Raw genomic sequence first — 12,715 nt, 5'->3', positions numbered from 1 at the left:
CTGGGTCGACTTGCTCGGACAGCGCGTGCTGGAAGTCTGGTCGGGGCTGCCGGTGCTGTATCTGCTGATCATCCTCTCCGGTTTCGTCGAGCCGAATTTCTGGTGGCTGCTGGGCATCATGGCGCTGTTTTCCTGGCTGGCGCTGGTGGACGTGGTGCGCGCCGAGTTCCTTCGCGGGCGCAATCTGGAATACGTCAAAGCCGCGCGAGCGCTGGGCCTGACTGACCGCAAGGTGATTTTCCGGCACATTCTGCCGAACGCAATGAACGCGACGCTGAGCTACCTGCCGTTCATTTTGACCGGGGCGATTTCAACGCTGACCGCGCTGGATTTCCTCGGCTTCGGCATGCCGGCCGGCAGTGCCTCGCTGGGCGAACTGATCGGTCAGGGCAAGCAGAACCTGCAAGCGCCGTGGCTCGGGTTGACCGCGTTCTTTACCCTGGCGCTGATCCTGTCCTTGCTGGTATTCATCGGCGAAGCGTTACGTGACGCTTTTGACCCTCGATCCTGAAGCGTGACCATGACTGAAAACCTGATTGAAATCCGCAACCTCAATGTCGCCTTCCATGGCCAGACCGTGGTGCGTGACCTGTGCCTGGATATCCGCCCCGGTGAGTGCCTGGCACTGGTGGGCGAATCGGGCTCGGGGAAATCGGTGACCGCGCATTCGATCCTGCAACTGCTGCCTGACACTGATGCGCAAACCGGAGGCAGCATCCGTTATCGCGGGCAGGAACTGCTCGGTGCCGACCCGAAAGTCCTGCGTGAGCTGCGCGGCAATCGCATCGCGATGATCTTTCAGGAGCCGATGACTTCGCTCAATCCGTTGCACACCATCGAAAAGCAGATTGGCGAAACCCTGTTGCTGCACCGTGGCCTCGGCGGCAAGCAAGCGCAGCAGCGCATTCTCGAACTACTCGGACTGGTCGGCATTCAAAAGCCCAAGGAACGGTTGAAAGCCTATCCGCATCAACTCTCTGGCGGGCAACGGCAACGGGTGATGATCGCCATGGCCCTGGCCTGCGAACCGGAGTTGCTGATCGCTGACGAGCCAACGACGGCGCTGGATGTGACTGTGCAGCGCAAGATCCTCTTGCTGCTCAAGTCCCTGCAACAGCGGCTCGGCATGTCGCTGCTGCTGATCAGCCACGACCTCAATCTGGTGCGCAGCATCGCGCAACGCGTGTGTGTGATGAAGGCCGGTGAGATTGTCGAGCAGGCCCCTTGCGAAACCCTGTTCACCGAACCCAAACACCCTTACAGCTGCGTGCTGTTGAATGCTGAGCCGGAAGGTGAAGCCCTGCCCCGTGACGAACACGAAAATGTGCTGGAGGTCGCTGACCTGCGCGTTGATTTCCAGGTCGGCGGCGGGTTGTTCAGGCGCAAGCAGTATCTGCGCGCTGTCGATGGCATCAGTCTGAATATTCAGCGCGGCAAGACCTTGGGCATTGTTGGCGAGTCTGGTTCGGGCAAGTCGACGCTGGGTCAGGCGATCCTGCGTTTGCTGGACTCCGAGGGCAGCATTCGTTTTCAGGGCGAAGCGCTGGACGGCCTCAATCAAAAGCAGCTGCGGCCGTGGCGGCGGCAGATGCAGGTAGTGTTTCAGGATCCGTTCGGCAGCCTCAGCCCGCGCATGTCGGTGGCACAGATCATCAGCGAAGGTCTCGAAGTGCATTGCGAGTCGACGGCCAATGAGTGCGATGAGCAAGTGATTCGCGTGCTCAGGGAAGTGGGGCTCGATCCGGAAAGCCGCCATCGCTACCCGCATGAATTTTCCGGCGGCCAACGCCAGCGCATCGCCATCGCCCGGGCCTTGGTGCTGAAACCGGCGCTGATCCTGCTCGATGAACCGACCTCGGCCCTCGACCGCACCGTACAGAAACAAGTGGTCGCCCTGCTCCGTGATTTGCAGGAAAAATACGGTTTGACCTATCTGTTCATCAGCCATGATCTGGCAGTGGTGCGCGCGTTGGCACACGACATGATCGTGATCAAGGACGGCCAGGTGGTAGAGCGTGGTGCCAGTCACGACGTGTTTGACAACCCGCAGCATCCCTACACCAGAGAGCTGTTGGCGGCGGCGCATCCGGGGTAGATTTTTTTCTGTTAATTCGCGGCGCGGCATTCGCGAGCAGGCTCGCTCCCACATTTGGAATGCAGGCCCCTGTGGGAGCGAGCCTGCTCGCGAATGGGCCGTCACAGGCAACAAACAATCAGGATCAGCCTCCATGAACACCACCGAAAGCCTCAAGGACTACCAACGGGTGCGCACCCTGGCGATCCGTTCGCTGTTCGAGATCATCGAGCAATCCAGCGAAGGCACGGTGATTGTTGACCGCGATGCGAATATCGTCTGGATGAACGAACGCTACGCCCGGCGCTTCGGTCTCGATTCAGCGGCAGGCGCTATCGGCAAACCCTGCGAAAGCGTGATCCCCGGCAGCCTGCTGCGCGAGGTGGTGCGCACCGGTCGGCCGATTCTGCTGGACATGCAGGACACGCCAAAGGAACCGCTGGTGGTGATGCGCCTGCCGATCCACGACGATGCCGGCAGCGTGATCGGCGCCATCGGTTTTGCCCTGTTCGACGAGTTGCGTACGCTGTCGCCGATGCTCAAGCGCTACCTGAGCATGCAGGAAGAACTGGCCTCGACGCGCTCGCTGCTACGTGCGCGGCAAACCAAATACAACTTTGCCCACTTCATCGGTACCAGCGCTGCCAGCCTTGAAGTCAAACGCCGTGCGCGCCGCAGTGCCAGCGCTGATTCGCCCGTCTTGTTGCTGGGAGAAACTGGTACCGGCAAGGAGTTACTCGCACAAGCCATTCACAGCGCCTCGCCCCGTGCGCACAAAGCCTTCGTCAGTATTAACAGCGCAGCAATTCCCGAGGCCCTGCTCGAGGCCGAGTTCTTTGGCACGGCACCCGGCGCCTTTACCGGCGCTGATCGCAAGGGCCGCACCGGCAAATTGCAGATCGCTCAGGGCGGCACGCTGTTTCTCGATGAGATCGGCGATATGCCGCTGCCCCTGCAAAGCAAACTGCTGCGCGTGTTGCAGGAAAAGGAGTTCGAGCCGGTCGGCTCCAACGAAGTGATACAGAGCGATGTGCGGGTAATCGCCGCGACTTCGACGGATTTGCAGGCTGCGATCAAGCGTGGCGAATTTCGCGCCGATTTGTACTACCGCCTCAACGTACTGCCGATCCAGGTGCCGCCGCTGCGTGAACGTCTCGATGATCTGCCGGCGCTGAGCGAGGCGATTCTCGAAGAACTGCGCAGCCAGCATGAACTGCACCGCGATGCGCTGGCGCTGTTAGGCCAGCATGCCTGGCCGGGCAACATCCGTGAGTTGCGCAATGTGCTGGAGCGGGCAGCGTTGCTCAGTGATGACTTGATGCTGACCGAGCAGGATATTCGCGGCGCGATTGGCACGTTTACTCCGGTTGAGCGGACGGCCGAGCCGAGCATGCAAGCCTCCGCTGGCGAGACATTTGCACAGGCGCGGGCGCGGTTTGATCGGCAGTTGATCGAGTCGACCCTGGCGCAATGCGCGGGGAAAGTGCCGGAGGCTGCGGTTCGGTTGGGGTTGGGGCGTTCGACGCTGTACAAGAAAATGGCTGCGCTGGGGATTGCCGAGTCTATATAAAGAGACAGCCGATCTCTCTTTTAAGACGAGAGCAAAAGCTTCGCGAGCAGGCTCGCTCCCACAGGGAGCCCGGTGTCAGCTGTGGGAGCGAGCCTGCTCGCGAAAGCGTCCTTCCAGCAACGAAAGTCTCTGATTAGAGACAATATCAATCCAAACATCTCTTTGAGAAGAATAATATCCATATATTTCAATAACTTGAGCTTCTGGCACAAATCTCGCTAACACCTCTCCACACCCGTTCCACCCACAAAAATAACAATCCTGGAGAGACACACCATGAGTGTGATCATTGCCTTGGCAGCCCTGACGCTGCTGATGCTCGCCGCCTACCGTGGCTACAGCGTCATCCTCTTTGCCCCGATCGCCGCCCTCGGCGCGGTCCTGCTCACCGATCCGTCCGCCGTTGCCCCTGCGTTCACCGGGGTGTTCATGGACAAGATGGTCGGTTTCATCAAGCTCTATTTCCCGGTATTCCTGCTCGGCGCGGTGTTCGGCAAGCTCATCGAATTGTCCGGTTTCTCGCGCTCGATCGTCGCCGCTGCGATTCGCCTGCTTGGCACCAGACAAGCGATGCTGGTGATCGTACTGGTCTGCGCCCTGCTGACGTATGGCGGCGTGTCGTTGTTCGTTGTGGTCTTCGCCGTTTACCCGTTTGCAGCGGAGATGTTCCGCCAGAGCAATATCCCCAAACGCTTGATCCCGGCGACCATTGCCCTGGGTGCATTCTCCTTCACCATGGACGCCCTGCCCGGCACGCCGCAGATCCAGAACATCATCCCCAGCACCTTCTTCAACACCACCGCATGGGCGGCGCCGTGGCTAGGTGTGATTGGCACAATCTTCGTGTTCTGCGCCGGCATGTTGTTTCTCCAGCGCCAACGCAACAAGGCACAGCGTGCCGGTGAAGGTTACGGCACTGAACTGCGCAACGAACCGGAAACCGCCGAAGACCTGAAGCTGCCCAACCCTTGGATTGCCCTGTCACCTTTGCTGGCCGTGGGCATCATGAACCTGCTCTTCACCCAGTGGATTCCGCAGTGGTACGGCAAGACTCACAGCCTCGCGCTGCCGGGCATGGCCGCGCCTGTCACTACCGAAATCGCCAAGCTCACGGCGATCTGGGCGGTGCAGGCGGCGTTGCTGGTAGGCATCCTCATGGTGCTGGCGTTCGGCTTTAAGGCGATTAAAAGCAAGCTCGCCGAAGGCAGCAAAAGCGCAGTCAGCGGTGCCTTGCTGGCGGCGATGAACACGGCGTCTGAATACGGCTTTGGTGCAGTGATCGCTTCGCTGCCGGGTTTCCTCGTGCTGGCCGACTGGCTCAAGCAGATTCCCAATCCGTTGGTCAACGAAGCGATCACCGTGACGCTGCTGGCGGGCATCACCGGTTCGGCCTCGGGCGGCATGAGCATTGCGCTGGCGGCGATGTCCGAGCAGTTCATCAGCGCGGCGCACGCGGCGAATATTCCGCTGGAGGTGCTGCACCGCGTGGCCGCGATGGCCAGTGGCGGCATGGACACCCTGCCGCACAACGGCGCGGTAATTACCTTGCTGGCGGTGACCGGACTGACCCACCGCGAAGCCTATAAAGACATTTTCTGTATTACGCTGATCAAGACCCTGGCGGTTTTCGTGGTGATCGGCACTTTCTACGCCACTGGCATTGTGTGAGGTATTCATGACCACTCTTTCCGGCAAGACAGCCTTGGTAACCGGCTCCACCAGCGGCATCGGCCTGGGCATCGCGCTGACTCTCGCGAAAGCCGGCGCCAACCTGATTCTCAATGGCTTCGGCGACGCCTCGAAAGTGATCGCCGACGTCGCTCAGTACGGCGGCAAGGTCGGCCATCATCCCGCCGATGTCAGCGACCCGGCGCAGATTGCCGACATGGTCGCCTACGCCGAGCGCGAGTTTGGCGGGGTCGACATTCTGGTCAACAACGCGGGGATTCAGCACGTTGCGGCGGTAGAAGAGTTTCCTGTTGAGCGCTGGGATTCGATCATCGCGATCAACCTGTCATCGGTATTCCACAGCACCCGTTTGAGCCTGCCGGGAATGCGCCGCAAGAACTGGGGACGCATCATCAATATCGCTTCGGTGCATGGGCAGGTGGGCTCCACCGGCAAAGCCGCGTACGTCGCCGCCAAGCATGGCGTGATCGGCCTGACCAAAGTGGTCGGGCTGGAAACTGCGACCAGTCAGGTGACTTGTAACGCGATCTGCCCTGGCTGGGTGTTGACGCCGCTGGTGCAGAAGCAGATCGATGATCGCGCCGCCAAGGGCGTCGATCCGCAGCAGGCGCAGCATGATCTGTTGGCGGAAAAACAGCCGTCGCTGGAGTTCGTCACACCGCAGCATCTGGGTGAGCTGGTGCTGTTCTTGTGCAGTGAAGCCGGCAGCCAGGTGCGCGGCGCGGCGTGGAATATTGATGGTGGGTGGTTGGCACAATAAACATCTGGCCATTGTGGGAGCGAGCCTGCTCGCGAATGCGGTGTATCAGGCACAGTTCGGGATACTGACACAACGCTTTCGCGAGCAGGCTCGCTCCCACCGGGGATGATCTCCCTGGCCTGTACGAATCAGACAAGAAGAGGCAAACCCATGTCCGATATCCTCTGGCAACCCGACGCCCAGCGTATCGCCCGTTCTCGTATGGACGTCTTCCGGCGCGAGATCAATCACCGGCATTCGCTACACCTCGACGACTATCCCGCCCTGCACCAATGGAGCATCAATCAGCGCCCGGCGTTCTGGCAGGCGATCGTCGATTTCTTCGACATCCGCTTTCGCACTCAGCCCGACGCCGTCTTGCGTGAAGGTGCAGAGATGCCCAGCGCCGAGTGGTTCCCGGGCGCGACGTTGAATTTTGCTGAACACCTGCTGCGCCGTCGCGATGATGCCGTGGCGGTGGTTGCTGTGGCGGAGAACGGCCAGCGCGAACAACTGACCTGGGCCGAACTGGCCGAGCACGTCGCCGGTTTCCAGGCCAGCCTGCGCGCGGCCGGCGTGGCTCAAGGCGATCGTGTAGCCGCGTGCATGCCAAATACCTGGCAAACCCTGGTGGCGATGCTGGCTACCACCAGTCTCGGCGCAATCTGGTCATGCTCGTCGCCAGACTTCGGCACCCATGGCGTGATCGATCGCTTCGGCCAGATCGAACCGAAAGTGCTGCTTACCTGCGCCGGTTATCAATATGCCGGGAAAACCCTCGATCAGACTGCCAAGCTCAACGAAATCCTGGCACAGCTGCCCTCGCTACAGCAGTTGATCATCGTGCCCTACGCCCGTGCGCAAGCGCGTGTCGAGGAATATCAAACCCAGGGCGACGTCGCCTTGTGGGAAGACTTCTATCAACCTGGCGGCCAACCGGATTTCACCCCGGTACCGTTCAATCATCCGCTCTACGTTTTGTACTCAAGCGGCACCACCGGCGTGCCGAAATGCATTGTCCACGGCACCGGCGGCGTGCTGCTGCAACATGTCAAGGAGCACGGGTTGCATTGCGACCTCGGCCCCGGTGATCGCCTGTTCTACTACACGACCTGCGGCTGGATGATGTGGAACTGGCTGGTTTCAGCGCTCGCGGTTGGCAGCGCCGTGGTGCTCTACGACGGCTCGCCGTTTTATCCGGACCATCAGCGCTTGCTCGATCTGATCGACGATGAACGCATCAGCGTGTTTGGCACCAGTCCGAAATTCCTCGCGACGCTGGAAAGCAGCGGCGCCAGGCCCCGCGAAAGTCATGACTTGAGCAGTTTGAAAACCCTGCTGTGCACGGGCTCGGCTTTGTCACCGCAAAGCTACGATTTCGTTTACCGCGACGTCAAAACCGATGTGTGCCTGGCCTCGATGTCCGGTGGCACCGACATCGTCTCGTGCTTCGTCAATGGCAACCCGCTGTCAGCGGTACGTCGCGGAGAAATCATGGGCAAGAGCCTGGGCATGGCCGTCGAGGTGTGGAACGACGCTGGCCAACCGGTGATCGGCGAGAAAGGTGAGCTGGTCTGCACACGGCATTTCCCGGCAATGCCGATCGGTTTGTGGAATGACGCGGAGGGCACAAAACTGCGCGAGTCCTATTTCAGCCTGTTTCCCGGCGTCTGGGCGCAGGGTGATTATGCCGAGCAGTTGGCGCACGGCGCGATGATGATCCATGGGCGTTCGGATGCGGTGTTGAACCCGGGCGGCGTGCGTATCGGCACGGCGGAAATCTATCGTCAGGTCGAGAAAATCAGCGAAGTGCTGGACAGCGTCGCCATCGGCCAGCAGTGGCAGGATGATGTGCGTGTCGTGCTGTTCGTGCGTTTGCGCGATGGCGTCGAACTCGATCAAGGGCTTGAGCAGCGAATTCGCGAGGTGATCCGCGCCAATACCACGCCGAGGCATGTCCCGGCGCGGATCGTTGCAGTGACGGACATACCGCGCACCATCAGCGGCAAAGTCGTGGAACTGGCCGTGCGTAATGTGGTGCACGGCGAACAGGTCAAGAACACTGATGCGCTGGCCAATCCCGAAGCGCTGGAACAGTTTCGGGACCGGCCGGAGCTTGTTGATTGAAAACGGCATTGGCGCCTCCATCCAACAGGTTGGCGGCAGTGCTTTTCATCAGCGAGGTTTGTTCAGGGTAATGACGATTGGCTCGCCAATGGCCTTGCCTGCATTGGCGTCGAGTGCGCCGCGCAGGATCGTCATGTTTTCATCGAAGGTAGCTTTATCGGTAGCCAACTGACTCAACAGCGAGGTTGCCAAGGCCAGCGAGTCGGCGTTTTCGAAGGCTCTGGACGGCGCGTGGCAGTCTGTCCCGGTGTCCGACTCACGCAGGCAGCCGGCAGCCAGATTCAGCAGTTCCGTCACGTCCAGGCGCTGGCCATCGTCACTTGTGTGCACGGCGTCGCTGGCATAGCCGACATCATCGGTTTGCGCACTGGCGTGGAACAGCTCATGAATCAGGTCGTCGGCAACCACGTCGTGGTTGAAGCCCATGCTGACGAAATGTCTGTTGAGGTTTTTTGTATAGACCTGCACAAACGCGATGTCGGCGCCTTGTTCTGACCCCGCGTCTTTCCAGCGTTGGTAATTGTCCGCATCGAACGATGCCAGGGTGTCGTTGATCTTGAGCCCGTCCAGAACCATGTTGCTCAAGGAAAAACCGGCGAAATCGAAACGAATCAAACGCAGGTAGTTCACCAGGCGATCAGTGGATATCTGTGAGGCACTGCCGAACACGATCTTCATCAGTGACTCGCGATCGCGTTTGAAATCATGACGGTTGAAGACTTCGATCGCGTTATCGATCTTGGCCCGCGCGCGCGGCAGACTTCGCTCGATAAACTTGCGCGTATAGCTGAGCGGCAATGTGCGTGGCGAATAGGGTAACTGCACCGGGGCGTGATACGCGAAACCATCCAGGGGCTGGCCCCAGAGGTTGCCGCGTCGGTTCAGTGCGTACCATTTGTCACCACGGCGGGCAGCAAGTACGCCAACGGCATCAGCGGTTGCGCGGGGTCGCCAGCTCCCCAGCCCCAGTTGCACATTATCGGCAGCCTCCAGCAGATCCCAGGATTGCCGGCGGCCACTGATCTTGTGCAACTGCCCACTGGCTTTGAGGATCAGGTCGTGACTGTTTTTATTGAACCGCAACAACCCTTTGTGCAGCAGTTTGCCGCCCGCTTGCAGGCCGGATGGCACACCGTCGAACGGATTGAAAAGTGAAATGCCCGAAGTCAGCGCCAGGCGGGTGAAGCGCGCGGCTTTGGCCGTCGTGGAAATAGCCTTGGCGCAAATGCTCAGCGCCTTCGAGCTGGCGCCAGCGACGGTTCCCACGAGACCGATGCCATCCATCAGACATCCGTAAAACCCGTCGACCATTTTGTTGTGGTCGCCCGAAACGATGTCCTCGATGCATTTCTTGAACGGAACCAGCAGGTCGATGAAGTAAGTCAGCAGTCGCTCACCCTCTTCTTTGGAAAGTTCCAGTGGAGTCGGTATGCGCACGAGTTCTCTTAGTTCGCTCCTGTTCAAAAACGGACGGTTATTCACCAGAAATTCAGCGATGCGCGCGATCGCCGGATCATTGAATTTCTGATAGAAGCCCGGCTTCAGTTCCGAAGACTGCATCGGCGCTGCAAGTTCACCGAAGTAATCGATGATCGCCATGCTGCTGGTAACCGAAGTGTCTTCGGCCGCTGCATGGGTATAGCGTTTGATGTTTAACGGCAGGCGTTGAGTTGCGGTGCGAGTCAGGGGCAGCGTCATGTTGGCGCTGGCACTGATCCGCGAACGTTGCAGGAACTTGCGCTCGCGTTTGATGAGAGCTCCCAGCGCATCATTTTTTCGGGTTTCTGCACGCGAGGTGAATAACTCATAACAGAGCTCGGCGTTTTCATGTGACGCATACATCACTATGCCGAAACGTCCTGTGGCGGCATCCCGGCTTTGCAGCGTCTCTTGTTCAAGGCCAATACCGAGGGGGCCGCCGGCCCGACGCGTGACGACATAGACGGCAGATTCGCGCACAGTGAAAAAGTTGATGCCTGCATTCATGAATATCTGCAGATCGGCTTCCGGCATCTGCGCCAGAGCCAGTTTTACAGCGGACAGCATGCCGCTGTTCAACGCCTTGAAATGCGCAGCCAACTGCCGGTCCAGCTCAAGCTCGCAGGAGTCCAGTTTGAGTAATCCCGGATAACGCGTGTACAGGCTGATACCCGACGGATTGTAATCAATGGCGGGAAGAAGAAGCCCTTGATTCACCAGGCGTACGGTGCGTCTGTCCCATTCACCGGTAGCCATGTCTCCCGATTGATGCAGATCGACCATTGACATGACTTGCTGCCCGCCTTGCTCGGAAAGCGCTTTCTCGTCGAGGGTGTCGCAACCTGGCGCGGCTTTTTTCAATTGAGTCCGGGCTATTTCTGCACGATTGGGCAACGGGGTCGAGAACGCACGGGCTACCTGCGCGAATTGCTCCGAATGTCGCTCGAAGGCATCAAGTGCAAGCCGTGTACTGGCCTCCTCTGATTGTTCGAGCTCAGTCCTGGCGATAATCCGGTTCAGCAATGCCCAATCGACAATCGGGTCGATCATCGCCAGATCGCGCAGATGTTTCTGCGCTTCACTGACTGCCTCCAGCTCGCCATAGGCAATGATCTGCGCATAGGTCATGACTCGCGAAGCTCCAGCCTTTGCCGCTTCAACCAGCGCAACCGCACGAGTAAGGTTGATCCAGGCGATCGAGCCGAGCGTAACCGTGGCCGGCACTTCAATGACCAGAAACTCCGGCGCGTTGCGAGCCAGAAGCAGATGGGCGACCAGGGGCGACAGCTCCGGATCAATCCAGCGCTTGTTGCGAACAAACTCGACGTACTCGTCGCGAATTTCTGAAGGATGACGTTCAAGATTGCCGGGCGAATACAGATCGCAGCGGTTGATTGAGTGACTGTTGCCAATGGATGGATCGAGATCAAGCAACACTGCGGTTATCAACAATTGGTGAAGGGTATTTGCGCAGACCGCTTGTCCCTCATTAACGCCATACCAATTCAGTTCTTTCAAATAACTGCCAGCGAGCGCCAGCGCGATTGGATGTTCGACGCATTCGGCAATGCGCTGCGCTGCGTTTTCAGCGGATATAGCGGCGCGGCCGGAGACGTTGTACAGAGCGGTCAGTAATTTGCGTTTGGGCATCAACTTCGCCGTGGCCTTGCGAATCTCCGAGAACTGCTCTTCAGATAGTGCTGCCAATACATCATCGGTCGTTTGAAAGTGCTCCCAGTAATCCCCGGGCTCTTTTACTTCAGGCGCAAACCTGAACAAACCGAGCAGATTCCTGACCTTGGCATTATTGTCAGGCAAGTCGATGTCATGAAACTTGAACCATTGATCGAGAGTGACATCCAGATCAGGCCATATGAAACCACCGGCTACATCTGCTATATCCGCAATCACCATCAACGCAGATCGTGTCGGCTGACTGAATTCAAAGTGACGCGCCGCGACCAGATCCACCCAACCTCTGTCGGCGCGGACTTCCATCTTGCCCTCTGCCGACACTCGTAGCAGTCCGTCATGATCGCGCGCCTCTTCGCGGGCAAGTGCGCCGACGACAGGGCCAGTTTCGAGCAACTCCGCAAGCAGAAGCCTGCCGGGGTTATAAATATCGTGAAGTGAAGAGCCCTGCTGCAGTTCTACTTCACGCGCATACCAGTTGATTATTTGATCGTCGCTGTATTCATCCAGCGCTTGCTCAAGATGAGCCAATACCTGCTCACGTTCCATCGCATCTGCTGCGGATTGATATTGCCAGCCTGCCAAAGTAACTTTTGCAGGGCGGAATATCTTGTCTTTCTTCAAGTCAATCATTAAAAGCCTCATCAAACCAACTAGCTGACCATTCAGCCTGATGAGGTTTTATCCAGTTCAACGCCAGCGATCCATAGGTTAAATATAAAGCAGTGTTGCGACATGCAACTTGAATCCCTGCAAGCTACTCGTCAGTCGATCAAACCCCATTCTCCTGAAGTTGAATCGCCCGCGCCTTTTTGATCGCCCTGAAGTTTGATTCGCAACTTCAGGTTATTCACCGAATCGGCATTCTTCAGTGCTTCCTGCTCGCTGATTGCGCCTTCTGCATACAACGCAAACAGTGCCGCGTCAAATGTCTGCATACCGAGTTCGGCTGACTTTTCCATCATCGGCTTGAGTTCTTCGAACTGGCCACGTCGGACCAGATCAGCGATGGTCGGCGTACCCAGAAGAATTTCAACTGCCGCGCGCCTTTGCCCATCGACAGTGCGGAGCAGACGCTGCGAAACACAGGCTTTCAAGTTGTTGCCCAATGTCTGCAAGAGCTGATCACGCTTTTCCTCGGGAAACATATTGATGATGCGATCCAGTGCCTGATTGGCGTTCGTCGCATGGAGCGTCGACAGGACAAGATGGCCGGTGTCGGCAAACGACAGCGCATGTTCCATGGTTTCGCGGTCACGGATCTCACCGATCAGTACGACGTCCGGAGCTTGGCGCAGAGTGTTCTTCAAAGCCGCATGAAAGCTTCGGGTATCGACGCCGACTT

At 58.6% G+C, this 12,715-nt stretch carries 8 protein-coding genes; 6 read left to right on the top strand and 2 right to left on the bottom strand.

Annotation, left to right across the window (positions count from 1 at the left end):
- The 6 genes from D6877_RS01700 to D6877_RS01675 all read left to right on the top strand — a co-directional run.
- A partial coding sequence (locus D6877_RS01700; protein ID WP_130909666.1) for an ABC transporter permease subunit occupies window positions 1-511 on the top strand: 511 nt, incomplete at its 5' end.
- A 9-nt stretch (window positions 512-520) separates the two neighbouring features.
- Window positions 521-2,095: an ABC transporter ATP-binding protein gene (locus D6877_RS01695; protein WP_130909659.1), complete on the top strand. Its 1,575-nt coding sequence runs from the start codon at window positions 521-523 to the stop codon at window positions 2,093-2,095.
- A 133-nt stretch (window positions 2,096-2,228) separates the two neighbouring features.
- A complete protein-coding gene (locus D6877_RS01690) occupies window positions 2,229-3,644 on the top strand; it encodes a sigma 54-interacting transcriptional regulator (protein ID WP_130909658.1) in 1,416 nt (471 codons plus the stop codon).
- A 276-nt stretch (window positions 3,645-3,920) separates the two neighbouring features.
- The gene (locus D6877_RS01685; protein WP_041478724.1) at window positions 3,921-5,312 is read left to right on the top strand and encodes a GntP family permease; all 1,392 of its coding nucleotides are present in this window, start codon (window positions 3,921-3,923) and stop codon (window positions 5,310-5,312) included.
- 7 nt (window positions 5,313-5,319) lie between these two features.
- The gene (gene hbdH, locus D6877_RS01680) at window positions 5,320-6,093 is read left to right on the top strand and encodes a 3-hydroxybutyrate dehydrogenase (RefSeq protein WP_130909657.1); all 774 of its coding nucleotides are present in this window, start codon (window positions 5,320-5,322) and stop codon (window positions 6,091-6,093) included.
- Between the two features lie 150 nt (window positions 6,094-6,243).
- On the top strand, window positions 6,244-8,199 hold the full coding sequence (locus D6877_RS01675; RefSeq protein ID WP_130909656.1) for an acetoacetate--CoA ligase: 1,956 nt from the start codon (window positions 6,244-6,246) through the stop codon (window positions 8,197-8,199).
- Window positions 8,200-8,247: 48 nt separating this feature from the next.
- Here D6877_RS01675 and D6877_RS01670 read toward each other — a convergent pair whose 3' ends face one another.
- Together D6877_RS01670 and D6877_RS01665 are read right to left on the bottom strand one after the other, a co-directional pair.
- The gene (locus tag D6877_RS01670) at window positions 8,248-12,003 is read right to left on the bottom strand and encodes a hypothetical protein (RefSeq protein WP_130909655.1); all 3,756 of its coding nucleotides are present in this window, start codon (window positions 12,001-12,003) and stop codon (window positions 8,248-8,250) included.
- Window positions 12,004-12,134: 131 nt separating this feature from the next.
- Window positions 12,135-12,715: ATPase, T2SS/T4P/T4SS family (locus D6877_RS01665; RefSeq protein ID WP_178083616.1), on the bottom strand; the 581-nt coding region annotated here is incomplete at its 5' end.

This window comes from Pseudomonas sp. Sample_9, from assembly GCF_004307535.1.
GTDB classification, from domain to species: Bacteria; Pseudomonadota; Gammaproteobacteria; order Pseudomonadales; family Pseudomonadaceae; genus Aquipseudomonas; species Aquipseudomonas mercuritolerans.
Note: the sequence above shows the minus strand (reverse complement) of the source record. Positions and strands in the feature narration are given on the sequence as shown.

What these genes read in the sequence shown, in the direction of transcription:
- D6877_RS01685 (WP_041478724.1), top strand. Translation starts at nt 3,921, where the DNA reads ATGAGTGTGATCATTGCCTTGGCAGCCCTGACGCTGCTGATGCTCGCC.
- D6877_RS01695 (WP_130909659.1), top strand. Translation starts at nt 521, where the DNA reads ATGACTGAAAACCTGATTGAAATCCGCAACCTCAATGTCGCCTTCCAT.
- D6877_RS01690 (WP_130909658.1), top strand. Translation starts at nt 2,229, where the DNA reads ATGAACACCACCGAAAGCCTCAAGGACTACCAACGGGTGCGCACCCTG.
- D6877_RS01675 (WP_130909656.1), top strand. Translation starts at nt 6,244, where the DNA reads ATGTCCGATATCCTCTGGCAACCCGACGCCCAGCGTATCGCCCGTTCT.
- D6877_RS01670 (WP_130909655.1), bottom strand. Translation starts at nt 12,003, where the DNA reads ATGATTGACTTGAAGAAAGACAAGATATTCCGCCCTGCAAAAGTTACT.
- hbdH (WP_130909657.1), top strand. Translation starts at nt 5,320, where the DNA reads ATGACCACTCTTTCCGGCAAGACAGCCTTGGTAACCGGCTCCACCAGC.